Raw genomic sequence first — 21,408 nt, 5'->3', positions numbered from 1 at the left:
GGCGCTTATTGTAAGCTGGCACGGCAAATTTGCAAATTACCTAGGCGAAAATAGCGTTTTTAACGGTAATTTATTTGCTTTAACTTGTTTTCCCTGACTTGATTTGAGCAAAGCGTTACAATTATCAACCTTGAGTATTTATTATTTCGTTTAGCCAATCTACAGACTAGGATTTTACATGACCGAACTTGCAGTATTTAACTTGTGCCATGCTGCACCAATTTATAAAGGCAAGTTAATATGAAATTTGATGATGTAAAAAAGCTCCACCAAAAGAAATATCGTTCGCAGTTTGGTTATTACCTTGTGGAAGGTGAACATCTGGTTTTAGAGCTTCAAAAAGCAGAACATGGATTAGATGATATTACCTTGTATGTCACTGAAGAATATCAAGATTGGGGCAAACGATTTACTCATCAATGTGCTTTAGTTGTGTTGAATAAAAAGCAAATGGCACAGCTCAGTGACACCAAAACCCCGCAGGGCATTATTGCTTGTGTGCCATTGCCAAAGGCCGCTAAATTGCAGCAAGCGAACCTGCAGGGTGAACGCTGTATCTATCTTCATGAAGTACAAGATCCCGGTAACTTAGGTACCATTTTACGAACCTTAGCTTGGTTTGGTGGTTTTCGCTTATTGCTCAGTCCCAACAGTGTCGATCCGTTTAACTCCAAAGTGGTAAGGGCCAGTATGGGCGCGATATTTCATGTGCCCATTGAGTTGGAGGTTGAATTGGTTGATCTACAAACACGCTTTAAGCGCTTTGCCTATTTAGATATGCAAGGCAAACAAATTCAAAGTACAGATTTTACCAAATACCAGTGTTATTTGTTTGGCAACGAAGCGCGTGGCGTGCCTACTAATGCCTTATCGGCCTGTGATGCCGACGCCTTTACTATTGCTGGAAGTGGAAAAATTGATTCACTTAATTTAGCCAGTGCAGTGAATATTTGCGTGTATCAGTTGTCGAGCTAAGTAATTTTCAGTTATTAGCACGATTAAAGTGATGTTATTCGATACGCGGAAATGCTGCTTTAACCATAGTGATAAGCGATTAAAGTGATGGGCAATCGCTTGTCTTAAGTAAAACACTATAGATTAGCTAAAATCTATGTTTAGTGGTCACTCTAAATTCAACACTGTTTACATTCGGATCTGAACTAATCGGCTTAATAACATCAATATGAATTACCCGTGCTTCACTGGTACGGGTGGAATAAAATCGAGCTCCAAGGCCAACGGATGTCATTAATGAAGATTGCTTTTCTGATGACTCTGATTGGTCAAATACTTTACCGGAATCTATAAATGCAGCGCCACCTAACTCCAATAATTTGTAGATATTAATCTGCGGATAATAGCGGGCCTCAGCGGTAAATTGTGTGCTCTTTGTGGCGTGCTGATATTGCAATGGGTAACCTCGTACACCAGTTTCACCACCTAAAACCACAGGTGAGTCTAAATACTGATTGTCACTTATTACATTGGCATTTTTAAAATATGCCCCCCAATGCTGATTGAACTTGTAGAAATACTCAGCACTGGTTTTGAGTAGGACTCTGTCTTGTTGTTGCGAATTGTTGTATTGCTCGCCTTCAAGTGAGACATCAAAATACACTAACGCATTTTCAGATAGTTCGATTCCTTTAGATAAGTTGGATTGCCAGATTAGGCTAGGGGCGTTATCTCTATCTGAAAAATCAGTACCGATACTAGCACTGACATGCCAGCCTAAATTGTAATCTTCGATATGGTTGATTAAGTGCAGATTGGTTAATTTCCTAAAATCTTTCTGCAAATACTCGATGGAAACAAAGGGATAATTAAACTCTCTGTCGTTGGGCAAAAGGTTAGTCTCGTTGAGTGCATTTTTGATTAAATCTGAAAAACGATGTGATTCCCGCGTGTAACCGACACCAAAGCGTAACGTATCTGTGGATGAATTTGTTTGCAGCCATTGCCACGCAATAGTGGAGAATCTTTGTTCATGGCTAAAGCGGTTAGATTGCTGGCCCAATTCGAATTGTGTGTCTATTTGACTGAAATTATCAAACCCTATTTGATATGCATATTGGGTATCGAAACTCACAAATTGCTTATTAATAAATGCAGCCTTTGAGCTGCCATCATCGTTGCTCGTTAGCGTGATAGAGGCATTAATATTGTTTTTTAGATAAAGGGGGAATTGGGTATCAAGTCTATAACCCGTGCGCTGTTCATTACTGAAATATTCTATTTCTGCACCTATTCCCAAACCAAGCAAATTACGATCTCTTATACCAATAGCAAACTTATTTTTACCGCCTTTACGACTGAAATCTATGGTTGGCAATAACGTCCAGTTGTCCCAAGTTTCTACCGAAACTAAATTATTCTCATCATATTTTACTTTCGCGTCTCTTATGTATTTTTGATTGCGTAGATGTCGTTCCAGTTCGAGTAAATCATCGTAGTTAACCTCACATTTTTTGAGGAAAAAAGCAGCTTCATTTTCGAGGGTATCTTGCTTGGTTTTGATATGTAGAAAGTTGGCCCAATCGTGTATGAAAATACTGTCATCATCTTCTAAGTTGAATATATCGTTGGGTTTAAAGTGAACCTTGTCAGTTTGACTACACTCCTTTTCTTGCTGAGCGAGCAGCTTAGACGGCAAAAATAAAGTCGCGCAAATTATAATAAAAACAGTGAAAAGGTTTAAGTTCATACAACCACCAATAAATGTATGTATGAACTTTATATTGTTAACCTTAAGAACGGCTTAACAAAAAACCTTTAAAACTCTTAAGTTTACATTTTATGAGAGCTTTTTCATTTTTCTGAGCTCGCCGCGGCACAGTCAGCAAAAGTCTAAATAGGTTAAACAGCTTGTAAAACTACAATTTAAAGCGATTAACTACAGTATGCACTTTATCACTGAGGGCTTTTAGCGCCTGACTAGCTTGGTTTAAGGTGGCTGCCGTTGTGACAGATTGTTCTGAGGCATCATTTAAATCATTAAGTCGCAAGTTAATGGCTTGCGCGGCTTGAGTTTGTTGCTCTGTCGCTTGGGCTATCTGGCTGTTCATTTGCGACATTTGGCCCATTAATCTTGCAACTTCTTGCAGTGTTTCATTCGCTTCGTTTATGTTTCCTACTGTTTTTTGAGAAGTGTCTTGGCTGGTTTTTACTGCTTCCACTGCGGCTTTAGCATCGCTCTGTAATTTCTCAATCATGGTTTGAATTTCGTCAGTACTATGCCCGGTGCGGCTGGCTAAGGTACGGACTTCATCGGCAACGACAGCAAATCCTCGGCCTTGCTCTCCTGCGCGAGCCGCTTCGATCGCCGCGTTTAATGCTAACAGGTTGGTTTGTTCTGCAATCGCTCGTATCACATCGAGTACGCTACCTATGTTTTCGCTTTGTTTGGCCAGTTGAGATACAACCGAATTAACCTGATCGATGTTACTGGTTAATGATTGAATATCCTCTACGGTGCGATTCACCGCTACGGCTCCCGATTGGGCATTGGTTTTAGCATCAGTTGTGGTGTTTTCAGCATTCAATGCACTGCTACTAACTTCGCTAATTTGTTTCGTCATTTGATCAATAGCATCTGCTACTTGTAAGGTGGCGTCACTTTGCTGTTGGGCAAAGGTGTTACTGCTTTGACTAACACTGGCAACCGAATTGGATTGTTCTATTAACTCTTCAACGATTGTGCGCACTTGCAGAAGAGATTCTCGTATTTTGGAGGTAAATTGATTAAAAAACTGGTTTAGCTGGGTTATTTCATCATTTCCTTTTACCGGCAATTGACGGGTCAAGTCTCCCTCACCTTGAGCAATGTCACGCATTCGTTCACTTGCTTCTTGAATCGGCGCAGTAATACTCCTGCTAATTAACCAAGTAGCGCCAAGAATAACAAGCAATCCGATAAAAGCTTCGAGGATATATGAATTACGCAGTTTGGCGTAAAAGGCGTCAAGTTTATCTAAGTAAATTCCCGAGCCTATAGTCCATCCCCACGGCCGGAATTCTTTGACGTAGGATATTTTCGAGGTTGGTTCTTCCTCACCTGGTAGTGGCCAAACATATGTCACAAAACCACTGCCTTGTTTTTTGACTAATAGCGACATTTCTCGGAAAAACGTTTTCCCATTGGCGTCAGTACTGTTGTATAGAGACTCTCCATTTAACGCCGGTTTGAAGGGATGCATAATCATATTGGGGGTTGCATCTTGTAACCAAAAATAATTATTGTCGTCGTATCTAAGCTCACTCACAGTTGCAATCGCCATTGCTTTTGCATCGTCTTCACTGAGTTGTTGGGTACTGGCTAATTGATGGAAGTGTTCAATTACGCTGTATGCGACATCCACAACGCTTTTGTTTTCTTTGTAGGCTTGTTGTTCCAGTGCTTCATAATGATGGTTCAACACACTGAAGCTCAGAAGTACCAGTACGAGCACCATTAAAATGACAATAAAACTTAATCGGTATATCAATGAAAAATTGCGTAAAAATATCATTGCTAATTCCTCGACTATTGCAGCCCAACTTTTAGGCGACGCTTGCTGCCGCGTTATGCTTTTTCTTTCAGTCTAGTCTATTTTTGTTGATTCAAAACTTAATCACTTAAAATAGTCTTTAATTGCTGACAAATCATAACCTTTTGAGGAACATAGTTGTTGTAACTGTTGGAAGCTGGCCTGTTGTTTTTGACTCAACGCCCAAAGGTGCACTGCACGAGTGCCACTTCTGCAAAAACAATGTACTAAGCCCTTATGTTGTTCAAGCAAGCGTTTAAATAACGCAATTTGTTGATTTGAGTAAATACCCGATTTAACCGGAATATGCTGATACTCAATTCGAAGTGAACGACATATCTGTTGCCATTGGTGACTATTTATTTGAGTGGCAGACTCATTATCGGGGCGAACATTAATTAGCATGGTTAAGCCATTTTCAACTAACTGTGAGAGTAATTCATTATCGAGCTCACCAGATATTGAAAAGTGGTCGTTTAGGTTGATGATAGGCATGGCAAATCCTGGTTTAAACGTTGGTCATAAAGGTGTAGGCCGATAGCGCAATTAGCCCAGCACCGAATAGGCGCTTTATCACCAATTGGGGAAGTTTATCTGCGATTCGCAACCCGACTAATATTCCGCCTATTGCACAACTGCTGACCAGCGAGATTAACGGCCAATTTAAGCTGATATCAGCATTTTGAAATACTTTTAAGTACTGGGAAAAGCCACTAATACTCTGCATTACAATAATGACTAAACTGGTACCCACTGCCTGCTTGATGGGAATTTTGGCAATAAACATAAGTGCCGGCACTATCAGGAAACCACCACCTACACCAATTAAGCCGGCTAAGCAGCCCACCAACAAGCTCGCAGGAATTAGCCAAAACCCTGATTGCGGACTGGTTGTTTGGGTGAGGTTAGGGGCGAGCGGTTTGAGCATAAAAAAACTCGCTAAAAGCATTATTACTGCAAAAGTAAGCAGTTGTAATTTTGCGCTGACAAACTGCGCTAAATAAGCGCCTCCATATGCCGCAAACATACTAGGAATGCCAAAATACAATACCAATTTGTAGATGATATTACCTTTTAGATAGTGGGATATAGTGCCAACTAACGCCACTATTCCTACAATAAGTAGAGATTCTGCAATGGCTAACTTTTCAGGTTCTTTGGCAATAAAAATCAGTAAGGGTAAGGTCAATATACTGCCACCGGAGCCCAGTAGCCCAAGACTCAATCCCATAGCAATTGCACCTAACCAAATCATTGGATCGTTCATGGTTTAAGCCAATTTTGTGGTTAACGGAATTTTGAGATACGCAACACCGTTATCCTCGCTATCTGGCAGCAGTCCAGCGCGAATATTAAGTTGAATTGATGGCAGCAGAAGTCTTGGCGCGGCTAATGTTTTGTCACGTTGATTGCGCATATTGACAAAATCCTCTTCAGTGGTGCCATTTTTTACATGGATATTGTTGCGTTTTTGCTGAAATACCGTGGTTTCCCACGCATATTCGTCACGACCTTCGGCTTTATAATCATGAGCGACAAAAATACGGGTTTCGTCAGGTAGTGAAAGTATTTTCTGGATGGACTGGTACAAGGCTTTGGCACTGCCATTGGGGAAGTCTGCTCGCGCGGTACCATAGTCGGGCATAAACAGTGTGTCACCAACAAACACAGTGTCTTCAATCAAGTAGCTAATGCAGGCAGGTGTATGACCTGGGGTATTCATTATTTGAATGTTTAGATGGCCTAAATTGATCATTTCACCGTCACTAAAAAGGTGATCAAATTGACTCCCGTCACAAGCAAAGTCTGGTTGTAAATTAAAGATTTTTTTAAAGGTCGATTGGACTTTGCGTATATGCTCGCCTATGCCGATTTCGCCACCACGTTTTTCCTTAATATATTGAGACGCAGTAATATGATCAGCGTGAGCATGAGTTTCCAGTATCCATTCCAAGGATAAATTATTGTCATCTAAATACTTGATCACTTTATCGGCACTGGTGGAGGAAAGCGTGCCGGAATTTGGATCGAAATCTAATACTGGGTCAATAATCGCGGATAGGTTACATGTTTTGTCAGTTACCACATATGTGACAGTATTGGTTGTTTCATCCAAAAATGGTTGAATGATGAGTTTATTCATAATGAATGGCACCTTCTTTGTTTAATTCCGAATGCAATGGAGGATCAAGAGATATTTGCTGATCGATTTTCAGTTGACGTGGAATAATATGAGAGGCAACCAACACGATTTTATGTTGGGCCAATGTGTTGAGTTGGCGGCAGGCAATTTCAATATTGGTTTCATCTAAGGCTTCAAATGGTTCGTCAATCAAAATTAAATTTGCTTTACTTAATAGTGCTCGAGCCAAGCCCAAACGTTTTTTCTCACCGCCAGAAAAACGTCTACCGTTTTCTCCAATCCATTGATTAATATCGCTCATGTAGCCCAAACCAACATCATTCAGGGTTTCAATTAAACATCTATCGGACGCCTCTGGATTGGCAATAAGTAAATTACTTTTTAAGGTATCTGATAAACAAAATGGAAATTGTTCTATGTATAAGCTGTCATTAAGTAACCCTTCAGGCATATCGCTATGGTTGATCAAACGTTTACCTTGGTTGGGGATAAGGCCTGCGACAGCCTGTAAAAAACGACTTTTCCCAGAGCCAGAGCTTCCCACCAGTAAGCTCAAACTTGCTATGTTGAATGTGCCAAACACTTCCGGCATTACTGTATTTTGAGCTTTAAAGTTCGAAACTTCGACATTCTTAACATGGGGATTAAGTCGCGAAATTGGCACTGACTCTTTTACTAATTGAGCAATGTTGTTATTGGCAACCTGATAACTTGCCAGCTTGTTTTGAGATTCGATTGAGCGACCCAACCAATCATTTACACTCAGTAACGCCATAGGAATAATCACAAACAAACTGTTTCCTAAGTGAGTACTAGCGTGACTTACTAAAATAAAACACAAGGTTGAGATACTGGTTATAGAGGTCAACAAAGCAGCTAATCTTGTGTGTTGTTGGATTCGGTTTTGTATTTTTCTAATGCTATTTAGTTGTGGTGGTTGCAGTTGATTTTGCATATGCCAGATAGGCGCACTTTCAATATGCTGAATTAAGCGTAATTGCGTCGCTTTTTGATATTTGGCTAAGCGCTTAGCGTTGTGCAAAGTTGTGAGTACTAAAGTGGCGTAAATGAGACTAAATACGCTAAAGAAAACGATTAATGGCCAACTTAATGTCGGTGTAAATACAACAGCACAAAACATAAGTGCGCTGATGGATAATAACACACCTGCATTTTGCCCCACCCAAGCAATCCAAATAGAAGCCACTTCTTCACTTTGATAAGCAAGTGCGTTTAAGGATACATCTCTAGCTGTAACATTATTGTCGGCGAGGGACTTGAACACCGATAAACGAATGTCTGCCAAAGAGCCAAGCAAGTGCTGATGGCCAAACAACATACTGAAATAGCCAGACGCAATCCGCAATATAGCAAGGGCGCGGATGATGACAGCCGGTAACATGTAATTGAAGCCTATGCCAGCAATGGCTGAGGCGGCAATAAACCAAGAAGACACCAGTAAAATAGTGAATCCCACCAGAAAGTGCACTATGGCCAGAAACAAACTGACGGCTAATAGCTTTTTATGCTTCATTTGGGATCCTCAATACACCATTTTCAAGTTGCCAATGTTGTGTAAACCAGTGATCTGGAATGGACTTGTGTGATGCCCAAATTACAGTCTTGTGTTGCAAGCGTTGACGCAGCAGTAAACTTAGGATTCTATGCTGTTCCTGAGTCAGGTGAGCAGTGGGTTCGTCGAGAAAAACCACTTCGGGGTTAATCAGTAAGATGCGCGCAAGGGCTAAACGCTGGGCTTCACCGCCGGAAAGTGGAGGGTAGTCACCTAAAGGTGTATCTAATTGCTGTTCAAGTTTGATCGCCCAGTCATTCAGTTCTACGTCGACTAACACCTCCCAAAGCATGTGATCGGCGAAATCGCGCCCTAGGGTGAGGTTATATCTCAGCGTATTATCTAGCACTACGGTATCTTGAGTTAACAAGTAACTTAGCGCAGGGAATTGATGTGAAGCTTCCCTAAAACCCATCAATGCCTCTAGCAAAACGGTTTTGCCTGCGCCGGATTGACCCTCGAGAAATATCCATTCACTGGGCTGGATGGAAATCTTTTTTGCGCAAATATTTGGTTGTTTAACTTGAAAATTAAGCCAATCAATTCCGCTGAAGTTTTGTTGGATGACGTTAGGTTTAACCTCTTGATATATCTCTGCAAACCTTTCCGCACTCGCTTCGGCTTTGGATTTTTGGTGGTAATATCGGCCTAATGTTTTTAATTCGGCAAATAATAACGGTGCAACCAGTAACATAAACAGACCAGTGTGTAGATTCATTGACGGTCCAAATTCAAATTCACCAATTAGACTGAAACCGATAAATACGGCCACCAGTGCAATTGATAAGGTCGAGAAAAAATCTAGAACCGTGGTAGACAAAAAAGCCACAGATACCACTTTCATGGTTTTTGAATTTACAATATTGCTGGCATGACTTAAGCGCATCTGTTGCTCATGATGCTGATTAGCGCTGGTAATCAGCGGCAAGGCTTTTAATCTATCTGAGAACATCGCGCCTAAACGTTCTAAAGCGATAAAATGTTTACGATGCAGTGCCGCAGCGCCTTTGCCGACGATAATCATAAACAAAGGAACCACTGGCATACAAAGCAGTAGAGAAACTGCTACCACGTAATTGATGGGGGCGATCACCAATAAGATCACCAGTGGCGTTATCCCGGCCATCCATTTTTGGACACAGTACTGACTGACGTAATTTCCTACATCAGCAATGTGATCAAAGATTAATTGTTGCCAATAAGCCGACGAGTATCGGCGTATTAATGAAGTTTGTTGTTGTTGCCAAATTGCGTGGATATCCGATTCAATTTGGCTTTCAATTTTATTTTTGCAGATAGCCGATAAGCTATCTGCAACGTATACACTGACCAACCAAATACATGATGCGACCGCTAAGTATAAAACCTTGCGCCCATCAAATGCTTGTTGCTCAACAACAATCGACATCATCATTTCGGCAAATAACCAGAATGTGAAGATTTGAGCAATAAACTGTATTAGCCTGACCAAAAACACCTTCATTTGCGGCACGCGAAAATCCATGCTTTGCCGCTTTAACCATTGTATAGCTTGAGGTGTTATTTGATTTTCCATTATGATTCGTCCGTACGATCCATATCTTCTGTTGACTCAAGCCACATGGCATTAATGATGCCAAATGAGCAAGCCAATAAAACGCCTAAAATCCACGTGAAATACCACATAATCTTTTTCCTTTTACATTAATAAATTGCGTGTGACTTACTTAAGTCAGCTTGTTTTACTCGACCTCTCATGACCCAAAAACCATATGCGGTGTAAAACAGCACTATAGGTACAAAAACACAGGCCACAATAAACATAGTTTGCAGGGTTAAAAATGAAGACGTTGCGTCCCACACAGTCAAACTTGCATCAGGCATGATGCTGCTTGGTAGTAGAAACGGAAACATCGAAAACCCAGCGGTTAAAATGATGCCAGCAATACTTAAGCCACTTGCAGTAAACGCCCAACCACTTTTTCCTTTACTTGAAAACAAGGCAGAGGCGAGTGCTGCAACGATACCTAGAACAGGAGCGACTACCATCCATGGATAAATGCTGTAGTTTTGCAACCATGCACCACTGACAACCGATACGGTTTTATGTAATGGATTACTCGTAGCGGCAACATCTATGGTTGAGGTGATTTGATAACCATCGACTCCCAGGGCTAAATAAACACCTGCTAAAGCGAAAAGCGCCGCACTTGTACAAGCCAATATCACCGCAACAGAGCGCGCTCGTTGATACAGGTCACCATCAGACTTAAGTTGTAACCAAGTTGCGCCATGATTTAGCAGCATGGCAACCGAAACTAGGCCAGTAAGCAAAGCAAAAGGGGTGAGTAAACCAAAGAATGAGCCTGTATAGGTTGATTTCAATGTCTCATCTAACTCAAATGGGATACCCAGTAGCAAATTACCAAATGCCACACCAAATATTAGGGCAGGGATGAATCCGCCAGCAAATAGTGCCCAATCCCACATCATTCGCCACTTTTTATTGGTTAGTTTGCTGCGATAGTCAAACCCAAGTGGACGCATCCAAAGTGCGATTAAGGTTAAGGCTAACGCTAAGTATAGACCGGAAAAAGCAGTGGCATAAATCATTGGCCAAGCCGCAAAAATGGCACCACCGGCAGTGATAAACCATACTTGGTTTCCATCCCAATGGGGACCAATTGTGTTGATCATAACTCGTCGTTCTTGATCGGTTTTGCCAATCAGCGTTAACAATGCGCCTACGCCTAAATCAAAACCGTCGGTAACAGCAAAGCCTATGAGTAATACACCAATTAACACCCACCAGATAACGCGCAGCGTTTCATAGTCAATCATGAGTTTGCTCCTTGAGGTTGTTCATTATTCAGTAACTGAGCGGCTTCTTCTAATTCACGCTCGGCGTCAGCGAAGGTCTCGCTAGGTCCTTTTTTGGCGTACTTTTGCATGAGATAGAAGGCTGCAATAAACATAATTGCGTAGAAAAATGTGTAGGCAATTATTGTAATGACGACATCAGTCACAGATAAATTTGATACCGATGCATGTACGGGTAGTATTTCTGCAATCGACCAAGGTTGACGGCCATATTCTGCTACAAACCATCCGGCTTCAGAGGCAATCCAAGGAAGCGGCAGGCTGTAAAGTGCAAATTTCAACAACCAACGAGGCTTGGTAATCTGATGCTTAGTGGAATAGTAAAACGCAAGGGCGAACAGTACTAACATCGCAAACCCAGATGCAACCATCAGCCTGAAACTCCAAAATAACGGAGCAACTTTAGGGATGCTGTAGTCTACTGCTTGTTGAATAGCTTGTTCCGACGGGTTGCTGACATCTTCGGTAAATGGTTGCAACAACATGGCAAAGCCTAAATTGTCTTTGTGTTGTTCAAAGTCAGCGCGCTCATTGACAGTCGCTTCTCCATTCCTGACTTTATCTAGTAAGTCGTAGGCTATAATTCCAGATAAAATTCGTTCTCTGTGACGCTCTTTATGCTCTTTTAATCCGACCACTTCTTCGTCTAGAGAACGAGTGGCAATAATACCCATGGCATAGGGAATTTGAATTGCATAATCGACTGTTTGGGTCTCATCGTTGGGTATCCCAAATAGGGTAAATGCCGCTGGAGCAGGTTGTGTCTCATATTCTGCTTCTACTGCCGCTAATTTTACCTTTTGAACATCACCTAATTCGTAGCCACTTTCATCACCCAATATAATGACCGAAATCACCGAGGCCAAACCAAAACTGGCGGCAATGGCAAAAGAACGTCTAGCAAAAGCAACGTCTTTATTTTTCAGTAGATAATATGACGAAATCGCTAATACAAAAATAGCGCCTGTGACGTATCCTGCAGAAACGGTATGTACAAATTTAACCTGTGCAACGGGGTTGAAAATTACCTCTGCAAAACTGGTCATTTCCATCCGCATGGATTCAAAGTTGAATTCAGCTCCTACTGGAAACTGCATCCAACCATTTGCAATTAAAATCCAAAGTGCTGAGAAGTTAGATCCAATTGCAACCAGCCAAGTAGTCATTAAGTGTTTTACCTTGGTCATTTTGTCCCAACCAAAGAAAAACAAACCAACGAATGTAGACTCTAAAAAGAACGCCATGAGCCCTTCAATTGCCAAAGGTGCGCCGAAAATATCACCGACATAATGGGAATAATAAGACCAGTTCATACCGAACTGAAATTCCATGGTTAAGCCTGTGGCAACGCCAATGGCAAAGTTGATCCCAAACAACTTACCCCAAAACTTGGTCATTTGTTTGTAGATTTCTTTGCCAGTCAAAACATAAACTGATTCCATTATGGCAAGCATAAAGCTCAGCCCTAAGGTTAATGGAACAAATATGAAATGAAACATGACGGTAGAGGCAAATTGCCAACGAGATAACTCGATAAGAGTCTCGTTCATACTGTTTCTCCTAGTGATTAAAAATGTGTTTGCGCATAAAGAGTTAGCGAAATTTATTATATTCCGAAGATTTCTAACTCGGAGTTGATCCTAATCAACAGAATTGCATTCAACGTGCCAAATTTTGAAATTCATGTAACCATATGAAATTACGAGGGTTTTATTTTTACCATGGCTCTAAATAGGGGGGGTGGTTGTCACTTATGACAGAGGTTCTGTCATAAGTGACAATATGTGATTTAATCACAAGTAGATTATTGACCTATAGGCGCTGTGACACTAAAAGCACCGCGAATATCCTTTAAAGAGAAGTTGATTGCTGTGTCTTGTGGGTAGTGCTGGTTAATTTTGTTGGATAATTCAGGTGAAATATTTGTGCCGTGGCAGGCGATACATAGCTGGCCAGTAGGAATCGCTTTCATCATCCTAAATTGACCGTTTACGGTATCGCTGAATACTAATTTATCTATCGGTCTTCCATTTTGAGCTTGTTGTTCAAACTCAAGTAATACAGGCTTTTGCCATTCATTTGGCAGATTAAGAGGGTTACGAGTTTTTAAGCTAGTGCGACTTAATTGCCAGCCATCAGTGGATAGTTCGGCGGCTATTTTCGGTGCTTCATTCTGACAAACTTCCACTGCATTTTCAAAACCGCCAGTAGCAATTGCGTCCAATAATGCGCTTTTGAGTTGCTTTCCAAATTGCGCCATTTTTTCCTTGGCGATTTGTTTATACGCTGCATTATCTTGTTGATTTTCAACTTTATTGTTGGCCAATGGTATATTTGATTTTGTTATTTCATTTGCATTGGCTAGCGTCATATATAACCCAAAACCGGATATGATCGATAAGCTAACTGTCGTTGAATATATTGCCAAAATCTTGTTCATAATTATTCCTACTCTAAACGTTCTATTCCAAGTGCTTTTAACACATACTTTTCGTAAACAGGTTCACTGGTGCCGGTGCGCATTTTGCGCATAAAATACTTTTCAAATGCGATTTTGGCTAAATGCACCCATTTGCCCTTTTTAAACCAAGCGACATTGCGGGGAGGAATTTGCGGCATTGCCACAAATGCTGCCCCAGTATTTCCCATGTCGGCTAGGCAAATTGCGTGCATAGTACCTTTGGTTTGCGGTGGTTGATTGTCAATAATGAGAGCTTTTAGATTGTGCGCAATAGCTGTCATCATTGTTTCTATCATGTAACCGGTTTTAGGCGTCCCTGTGGGCACTGGTGTTGTCTCAACTGGTGGAATAGCAACACAAACACCGCCCGAAAAAATAGTTGGATAAGTTGGATTACGATGGAATTCATCGGTAACAACAAATCCCTTTGGATTGCACAAGCCGTCAACATTTGCGACTGCATCCACGCCACTAAAAGGCGGTATTAACATGGCGTGATGAAAAGGCAGCTGATGTTCTAATTCCACTTCTCCTTTACGGTTTAATTCGGATACATGCATCATATTTTCACAGACTTCATCTACAGTGCCATTGCATGTCCATTTTATATCTCGAGATCTGAGTTCCGACTCCAACATGGTTTTGGAATCTCCAACACCACCTAATCCCATGTGTCCGATGTAGGGTTCACTGGTAACAAAATGGATTGGAACTTTATGGCGGATTTTGGCATCGCGAAGAGCTTTATCTAATATAAACGCATATTCGTAAGCTGGCCCAAAACAACTTGCGCCTTGAAACGCACCAACCACAACTGGACCGGGGTTTTTCAGCAGTTTTTCGAAATCTAGATAACATTGTTTGGCATGATCTAAGGTACATATGGATTGGGTATAATAATCTGGGCCAGCTCCTTTAATATTACTAAACGCGAGTTTTGGACCTGTAGCGATTATCAAATAATCGTAACTTATGCTTTCATTTTCATGGGTTAAAATAACCTTGTTTGCGGCATCAATTTTGTCCACTTTTGCACAAATGAACTCTATGCCTTTTTTGTTCAGATATTTTTCAATCGGCATTGTTATGGCGTCAGGTTCCCGCCAGCCAACTGCGACCCAAGGGTTCGATGGCACAAAACGGAACTCTGGTCGTTCATTGACGACAACGACTTGATGTTCTTTACCGAGTATTTCCTTTGTTTCATAAGCCGCTGGCATGCCACCGGTTCCTGCACCTAAGATCACTACTTTAGCCATTTTAGTTCCTCACTTATCTTATCGTTGTTAATAGTTACGATATGTGAACATTATGTAAGCAAGAGGCGTGCTATAAATTCAAAAAATTTAACATGTTGAAAAGTATGCAGTTTATTAAGTATTGATGAACTAGCTTAGATAAACCTTGATTCCTTTGTCATTTTTGTCACAGAATGAGTCAATATTGACTTACTGGCGAGCTATCTGGATATGAATATTGGTGTAGTGCAATCGATGATCGATGCCATGGAAAAACCGGCAATTTTTATCGATCTTGAATATCGTATTTTAGCGGTAAATTCCGCCTATCGAGATACTTACGAAAATGAAGTCATTGTTGGTAAAAGCAGTTGTTTTGAAATTTCTCACGGTAATTCATCTCCTTGCGATAAACATGGCGAAGACTGTCCTATGGAGCAATGTAAAAAAACCAATAGAACCAGCAGTGTCATTCACATTCACGATACGCCTTATGGTAAAACCTATTGCGATATTTTGATGAAACCGATTAAAGATGAAAATGGCATAACCACAGGTTTTCTAGAAGTGCTTGATCGCATAAGGTTTGCCTCTAATGAGTCTAATGCACAGCTGATGATAGGTGCATCAGAGCCGTTTAAAACCATGCTGAATAAAATTAACCGCTCTGCTAAGGCCGATATCGCGGTATTACTGCATGGTGAAACCGGCACAGGAAAAGAGCTAGTTGCTAAAGCGGTTCACGAGTCGAGCGCTCGGGCACAAAAGCCTTTCGTTATAATTGAATGCACAGGCCTTAACGAAAACTTATTCGAATCTGAATTATTTGGTCATGAAAAGGGGGCTTTTACTGGTGCAACCCATGCCAAAAAGGGACTGATAGAAATGGCCAATGGTGGTACCGTTTTTTTTGATGAAATCGCCGATGTGCCATTAGCAATGCAAGTGAAATTGTTACGTCTTCTTGAAACCCATTGTTATCGAACCGTTGGCGGAATTAAGCAGAAAAAGGCAGATTTTAGGCTGATTTGTGCAAGCCATAAAAACCTGCTTGATTTGGTAGCGTCAGGCGAGTTTAGGAAAGATTTGTATTATCGCATTGCTGGCTTTCCAATAATGTTGCCGTCTTTGGCTCAGCGACGCTCTGATATCCCGATTTTGGCAGAACACTTTTTGAAACAATCTGAGATGAATCGCAAAAAGTTTAGTGAAAAAGCGCTGCTTGCGCTGTGTCAATATGATTTCCCCGGTAATATTCGTGAACTAAGAAGTATTGTTGAACATTCGGCATTGCTCGCAAATGAAGATATTATTGAAGTGGAGGACTTGCCGGAACTCGTGATTAACACCGGTGGTTTTGAAGCCAAAGAAGTGAATCAAATTATTTCCTTGGACGATATGGAAAAACAATATCTATCGCAATTGTGTTTTGCAAGCACTTTACCGGTAGATGAACTGGCTCAGAAATTGGGCGTCAGCCCTCGAACGTTTTACCGTAAACTTCAGAGATATGGCTTAAAATACGAGGGCGTCTGACTTGAGATAGTGCGCTTAAATCTCGCCTCAGACTGATATAAGATTTTGATATTTAATAATAAAGTATACGATTCATTGACCGTTAGCTAATTCCTTTTCAGTTTTAAAACCAAATACTTTGCGAATAACAAAGGTTGCAGGACAAAGGCCAGTATAACTTTGTTGAAACAAGTTGGCACCAATGAACACCGTAAACCATACAAAGTTTGGATGAACCCAAACGGTTAATGCAACGGATACTAACACCATAAAACCAGCAAATGCGGTTAACGCTCTTTCTGCAGACATAAACATCCTCTTTTTTATCGGATAGCCATAGTTAATAAAAGTATCTGAAACTAGCATAAAGGTTACTAGCATCTTCGAATTGATTGTAAAAGGTGTATTGCTCTTCACCGTAAAATAGATTCATTCCAGCAGACAGTCGCCACTCATCTACAGGGCTGTAATCGGCACGCAGTTTCAAAAATCCGTCTTGATCACTGGTGGAGTAAAAGTTAAATGCATTAATGGTTAAGGTTTGCTGCATTAACCGGTACACCAGTTGCTGCGTAACGACGATACGACTGCGGTTAGGATCATATTGTGGCGTAAGTGAATTTAAACGCAGTGCTGAATAATCATGAGTGCGCTCCATATACCACTGTAAACTCCCCGATAAATCTTTTATTAGTTCTTGTTCATAACCAATTAACACTCTACTTTGATCGTTAGGGATCAATGCTTCAGTACCCTGGCTATCATAACCAGAGGCATAATAGGCGACTTCAGCTTTGATTAAACCTGCAAAAGCAGGGCTGACTACACTGGCGCCATAAACGTTGAGTTTAGCAAAATAAGGTTGGCCTTGTGCCGTTTGACTGCTAGGCGATTTATGAAATCCATGGTAACCGTATACAGCAATTTCAGATGATCCTAAGGTTTTGTAATAACGCAGTGCATATTCTGGCGACTCAGGTCGGTAGGGTGGGCTCACGTCAAAACCAGGCGCAATGTTTTTAGCAAATTGTGGTGAGAAAAAGGAAAAATAATCGCCGTTAATATAGTTGTCAGGTGCAAATTCAGGGGTAATAACCAAGTCGATATTACCCCAATCAAAAAATCCAGATAACTTTGCAGATAGGGAAGGGGCCTTAAGATAATCATCATTACGACCTGCAAAAAATGATTGATAATCTTTTGGGAAAAGGTCATTTAGAAATAAATAATCTCCCGTTCCCCAGGTCAGCACTTGTTGACCTAATTTTAGATCAAAATATTTTCCCCATTCGCCTAAGGAGTCCAATCTTCCTTGCCAAGCAAACTCCCTAATATCTACTTTTACCTCATCGAGTATACCGTCATAATATAAGTCGCTAGTAATAGTTACGCTAGAATGGCTGAGCAGTTTTTCCCATTGTACTTGTAAACGAATATCTCTGAGGGTTTTGGCTTGATCAATTTCAGGATCAGAGGATATTCTGTTGCCAGCACTAAAGTCGACAAAGCCGGTAAATAGCGGCTTTGCTACTTCTTCTTCCGACCAATCGCCCATATCCCATTCATCTTCTGAAGTTTGCGCTACAGCATTGAATGTGAAGAGCATTACAGTTATGTATAAACCGCTGGCGAGGGATGAAATTTTTTTCATTAGTCTAGCCATTGACGTGGAGGCGTACGTAAACTGCGTTCCGAAAATACATCATCCGGAAGTCCTAAATCGTAACTGATATTTCTAAATTCCATTAATGTATAACCGCCGTTAATCAAATCACTTACTTTCGAGCGGACAACGGTAGGGAAACCTTGGATATCTTCGATTTTAATCGCTTCAACACGTCGGTAATTAACCCCATCTTCATTGAAAAAATCAATATTCACAGGTAGCTTTGATTGTTTATCGATACTGACTTGATAGTAGCTAAATTCAACGCTATTTGCTGACTTCGGGGTTGCTTTTAAGATGTAGTGTTCAGCGGTTTCATTCAGTAATTCAAAGTTATCCTCTGATACGGCACGGCCTGACACATCTTCATAGAAAAAATGCGATCCCACAAAGGACGTGCGTTTATCGCCAGCCGAAATGCGCTTAACCAAATCCAGCGCAGGTAAGTACAGCCAACGGTCATCGTCTATTGCAATATCTGCATGTTTTTCCACTCTAAATACAGTGTCTTTTACATCTGTTGGACGACTGAAAAATACCATCATCTGTTGATCACCATTGTCTTCAACATCTCGTCTGAGAATGGTGAATTGACGCATTTGTTTGCGTCCCTGAGAATCAACAATCATCATGCGTGCATCTGAGCGACCGTCTTCTCCACTGTAATAAGCCACTTTTTCAGCGCTGCTAATTAATTCGGCAACATCAATAGCAGCAAGGGTCGGTAACGACATAAATAACGATAAAGTAAATAATGTAAATCTAGGCATTCTAAAACTCCTAATCATCTAGTTTTTAAAAACCAATTGTTTTGCTAACGACATCACAGCGGGCAAGATAAGTAGCGTCACCAAGGCCGAAATTGCCATTATGCTAGCTAAAAATACTCCCACGGTGATATAGGGAACAAGTGGAGCAAAGAGCAAGGGGGTAAATCCTAGGGCGATAACTAACGCGTTGCGAGTGATTGCGGTGGCTGGTTCTTGAAACATCAAGGCCAATGTTTGTTTCACATCCTTGGTTTGTTTAAATAAGGCGCGGGCCCTTTCTAAAAAGTGGATCGCAAAATCAACAGACAAACCAAGTGTTAATGCAGACAACACTGCGATTGGCATATCGTAATCTTTGCCAATAATACCAATCAATCCATAAATGAAGGTGATGGTAATTGTTAGCGGCAGCATCGCAAGCACACCATATACTAAGGATCTGAACAAAATTACCATCATCACAAATACAATAATAAATGCGCTTATTAAACTATCGAGCATGCCTGCAACCATATTTTCTTGCCAAATGACATTAATATAGGCTTTGCCTGCCCATCCTAGTTCAATATTCGCTGGCAGTGGGTTGTTGGCTACATAATCGTCTACTAACTGGATTACCTCCGTCATATCTTGATTATCGCCACTGCTTAATTGCAACCAAACCAGAGTTTGTTGGTAATCGGGCGTGACAAAATGCCACAAGTCATTAGGACGATGAGAAGATTGATATTGCATTAGGGTTTGCGCCACAGCTTGCGGTGAATTCGGGATCTGGTAATCCTTGGCTTCGCCAGATCTGAGTTCGCGATTCACCACTTTAGTTACATCGGCTAGGGAATTAGATTTACCGACCAAGCCTGATGCCTGCAAAGCTGTTTGTAAAGACTCTATGTAGGCAAGTAATTGCGGAGACTGAAAAGCTTTTGACTGGCTCAGGGCTTTCTCTGTCAGGTTTAACAAGTCGTTTAAAAATTGTTCTTCTTGTGAGCTTAAATCAGTAAACATCTTATCTTCTATTTCAATGATAAGTTGCTGATATTGTTCATTTAGCGGCTCATCTCTAAGCTTTTCTAAAGTTTCCTGTTGCCAATTGGTTAAGCTTGCAGGGATATTTTTTGATAATAAGTTCTCCACAGGCACCAAAGATGAATGCTGACTTAGCACTATGTAGGCATCGTAAGTACCTGCAAAATTTTCGTTTAAGACTTTATCGGCTATGCGAATTTCATGATCAGGTTTGAACCATCGCACCGGGTTATCGTTTATTTGAATTTGGGTAATTCCCCACACGGAGATGGCGAACACCACTGAAAAACTCAATATCAATGCGCCTTTGAAGTTCATTGCAATCTTACCCAAAGCGCCTGCAAGTTTTGCAATTCTAGTACCGCCACTTTGCTGGCTATGCATCACATCCTGTAAACTTTGTAGCGACTTTTCACTCATTCTCGACAGATAAGCAGGCATAAACGTAATGGTAATTAAAAACGCGAGTAGGATACCTGAACCTACAAAAGCACCAAATATTTGTACCGGAGGAATAGGAGTTAACATTAATGAATAGAACCCTACGGAAGAGGTTATTGAGGTGTACAGCATGGGCGTAAATAAATGTCCTACCACTTCCTCAATCGTGGCCTGAAGATCTTCTCCTGGTTTATGACGGTCACTGAATTCCGATAAAATATGTACTGAATCTACCACCGCAATCGGCATTAGAAAAATCGCAATCATGGATGACATGATATGAACAGTGAATCCCATTCCTATTAATGCCCCCATGGTAATAATGACGGTTGCCATCGCCACTATCATAGGCGCGATAATTAACGGAATGTTGCGGAAGAAAATAAACAATAGAATGAATATAGTTAAGCCTGCTAGGGGCGCTGAAATTCCCATTTGCACAAACATCTCGAAACCAAATTGGTCTTCGGCAACAGGCAACCCAGTAATATACCACTGTGCGCTGCTATCACGGTTTTCGATTGCGCCGCGAATTTGTTCAGCAATATTAAAACTTTGGTTTTTATCTAAAATAGGTACGTAAATCGCAGCGGCTTTACCGTTGTTTGATGCCAAAGTGTCTTGTAACAAGGGCAGACGGGACAAGTTGTGTTGTATCTGTTGACTAACTGCAATGGTTTCCGGTGGGGTGGGCATCATCCATTCAAAACGAATCGCACCTGTTCCTTCCTGACTGATATTGTCAACTGTTGAAATTGACATGACATCTGCGGAAACAACCCCGTCCAATGACATAATTGTCTTTGTAATGTCAAAAATGTCAGAAAGCACATCAGGCTTAAACACACCGTTTTCATCTTGTGTATTAACCACCCCAACAACTATTGCATCGTGCATACTAAATGTTTGCTTAATTTGATTATGAAACACTCGTGCAGGGTGCTCTGCATCCAGCATGTTTTCTGGATCTGTATCTATTTGAATTCGAGGGATCTGGGCCGCTAATAACACCACAAAAAGCAACAATATTGCATATACAGATTTAGGTTTGTGAGTGCATAAATGCACTAAATTATCGGCTATATTTTTCATGAAACCCAACAGATTTTTTATAATATGTATCAGTATAGCAATATAAGTGCCATATCTAGTTTAGATAACATTGATGCATATTGTTGAGACAGCTTTTC

Annotated in this window: 18 protein-coding genes; 2 read left to right on the top strand and 16 right to left on the bottom strand. The window is 40.9% G+C overall.

Features of this window, described 5'->3' with window-relative positions:
- Positions 1-240: 240 nt before the first annotated feature.
- Complete coding sequence (locus ABWV72_RS14030) at positions 241-975, top strand: TrmH family RNA methyltransferase (RefSeq protein WP_353371255.1); 735 nt, start codon at positions 241-243, stop codon at positions 973-975.
- A gap of 127 nt (positions 976-1,102) precedes the next feature.
- Here the strand turns inward: ABWV72_RS14030 and ABWV72_RS14025 are convergent, their stop codons facing one another.
- The 12 genes from ABWV72_RS14025 to ABWV72_RS13970 form a co-directional block, all read right to left on the bottom strand.
- Positions 1,103-2,704 (bottom strand): BamA/TamA family outer membrane protein, encoded by a 1,602-nt coding sequence (locus ABWV72_RS14025; RefSeq protein WP_342804595.1) that lies wholly within the window; start codon positions 2,702-2,704, stop codon positions 1,103-1,105.
- A gap of 169 nt (positions 2,705-2,873) precedes the next feature.
- On the bottom strand, positions 2,874-4,508 hold the full coding sequence (locus ABWV72_RS14020; protein WP_353371253.1) for a methyl-accepting chemotaxis protein: 1,635 nt from the start codon (positions 4,506-4,508) through the stop codon (positions 2,874-2,876).
- A 102-nt stretch (positions 4,509-4,610) separates the two neighbouring features.
- On the bottom strand, positions 4,611-5,021 hold the full coding sequence (locus ABWV72_RS14015; protein WP_342804593.1) for a protein tyrosine phosphatase family protein: 411 nt from the start codon (positions 5,019-5,021) through the stop codon (positions 4,611-4,613).
- Between the two features lie 13 nt (positions 5,022-5,034).
- A complete protein-coding gene (locus tag ABWV72_RS14010; RefSeq protein ID WP_252729097.1) occupies positions 5,035-5,793 on the bottom strand; it encodes a sulfite exporter TauE/SafE family protein in 759 nt (252 codons plus the stop codon).
- Between the two features lie 3 nt (positions 5,794-5,796).
- Positions 5,797-6,669 (bottom strand): MBL fold metallo-hydrolase, encoded by an 873-nt coding sequence (locus ABWV72_RS14005; protein ID WP_216048400.1) that lies wholly within the window; start codon positions 6,667-6,669, stop codon positions 5,797-5,799.
- On the bottom strand, positions 6,662-8,203 hold the full coding sequence (locus ABWV72_RS14000) for an ATP-binding cassette domain-containing protein (RefSeq protein ID WP_353371249.1): 1,542 nt from the start codon (positions 8,201-8,203) through the stop codon (positions 6,662-6,664). Before ABWV72_RS14000 ends, ABWV72_RS14005 begins: the two co-directional genes overlap by 8 nt.
- Positions 8,193-9,797 (bottom strand): ABC transporter ATP-binding protein/permease, encoded by a 1,605-nt coding sequence (locus tag ABWV72_RS13995; RefSeq protein ID WP_353371247.1) that lies wholly within the window; start codon positions 9,795-9,797, stop codon positions 8,193-8,195. Before ABWV72_RS13995 ends, ABWV72_RS14000 begins: the two co-directional genes overlap by 11 nt.
- Positions 9,797-9,907 (bottom strand): cytochrome bd-I oxidase subunit CydX, encoded by a 111-nt coding sequence (gene cydX / locus ABWV72_RS13990; RefSeq protein WP_100643419.1) that lies wholly within the window; start codon positions 9,905-9,907, stop codon positions 9,797-9,799. Before cydX ends, ABWV72_RS13995 begins: the two co-directional genes overlap by 1 nt.
- A gap of 18 nt (positions 9,908-9,925) precedes the next feature.
- A complete protein-coding gene (cydB, locus tag ABWV72_RS13985) occupies positions 9,926-11,062 on the bottom strand; it encodes a cytochrome d ubiquinol oxidase subunit II (protein ID WP_303500625.1) in 1,137 nt (378 codons plus the stop codon).
- Positions 11,059-12,651: a cytochrome ubiquinol oxidase subunit I gene (locus ABWV72_RS13980; RefSeq protein WP_303500627.1), complete on the bottom strand. Its 1,593-nt coding sequence runs from the start codon at positions 12,649-12,651 to the stop codon at positions 11,059-11,061. The genes cydB and ABWV72_RS13980 overlap by 4 nt, the downstream gene beginning before the upstream one ends.
- A 254-nt stretch (positions 12,652-12,905) precedes the next feature.
- On the bottom strand, positions 12,906-13,541 hold the full coding sequence (locus ABWV72_RS13975) for a Tll0287-like domain-containing protein (RefSeq protein ID WP_353371244.1): 636 nt from the start codon (positions 13,539-13,541) through the stop codon (positions 12,906-12,908).
- 8 nt (positions 13,542-13,549) lie between these two features.
- Positions 13,550-14,821, bottom strand: a complete 1,272-nt coding sequence (locus tag ABWV72_RS13970; RefSeq protein ID WP_353371242.1) for an NAD(P)/FAD-dependent oxidoreductase — start codon at positions 14,819-14,821, stop codon at positions 13,550-13,552.
- Between the two features lie 210 nt (positions 14,822-15,031).
- Between ABWV72_RS13970 and ABWV72_RS13965 the strand changes: the two genes are divergently transcribed.
- Positions 15,032-16,336: a sigma-54 interaction domain-containing protein gene (locus tag ABWV72_RS13965; protein ID WP_353371240.1), complete on the top strand. Its 1,305-nt coding sequence runs from the start codon at positions 15,032-15,034 to the stop codon at positions 16,334-16,336.
- Between the two features lie 72 nt (positions 16,337-16,408).
- Here the strand turns inward: ABWV72_RS13965 and ABWV72_RS13960 are convergent, their stop codons facing one another.
- Genes ABWV72_RS13960 through ABWV72_RS13945 form a run of 4 tightly spaced genes read right to left on the bottom strand, consistent with a single transcriptional unit; the run spans position 16,409 to position 21,310 of the window.
- Positions 16,409-16,624: a YgaP family membrane protein gene (locus ABWV72_RS13960; RefSeq protein WP_353371238.1), complete on the bottom strand. Its 216-nt coding sequence runs from the start codon at positions 16,622-16,624 to the stop codon at positions 16,409-16,411.
- A 31-nt stretch (positions 16,625-16,655) separates the two neighbouring features.
- Positions 16,656-17,966, bottom strand: a complete 1,311-nt coding sequence (locus ABWV72_RS13955; protein WP_353371236.1) for a hypothetical protein — start codon at positions 17,964-17,966, stop codon at positions 16,656-16,658.
- Complete coding sequence (locus tag ABWV72_RS13950; RefSeq protein WP_252729100.1) at positions 17,966-18,751, bottom strand: outer membrane lipoprotein-sorting protein; 786 nt, start codon at positions 18,749-18,751, stop codon at positions 17,966-17,968. Before ABWV72_RS13950 ends, ABWV72_RS13955 begins: the two co-directional genes overlap by 1 nt.
- An 18-nt stretch (positions 18,752-18,769) precedes the next feature.
- The gene (locus ABWV72_RS13945) at positions 18,770-21,310 is read right to left on the bottom strand and encodes an efflux RND transporter permease subunit (protein WP_353371234.1); all 2,541 of its coding nucleotides are present in this window, start codon (positions 21,308-21,310) and stop codon (positions 18,770-18,772) included.
- Between the last annotated feature and the right edge of the window lie 98 nt (positions 21,311-21,408).

The sequence above is a fragment of the Aliiglaciecola sp. NS0011-25 genome (assembly GCF_040370605.1).
GTDB lineage: Bacteria > Pseudomonadota > Gammaproteobacteria > Enterobacterales > Alteromonadaceae > Aliiglaciecola > Aliiglaciecola lipolytica_A.
Note: the sequence above shows the minus strand (reverse complement) of the source record. Positions and strands in the feature narration are given on the sequence as shown.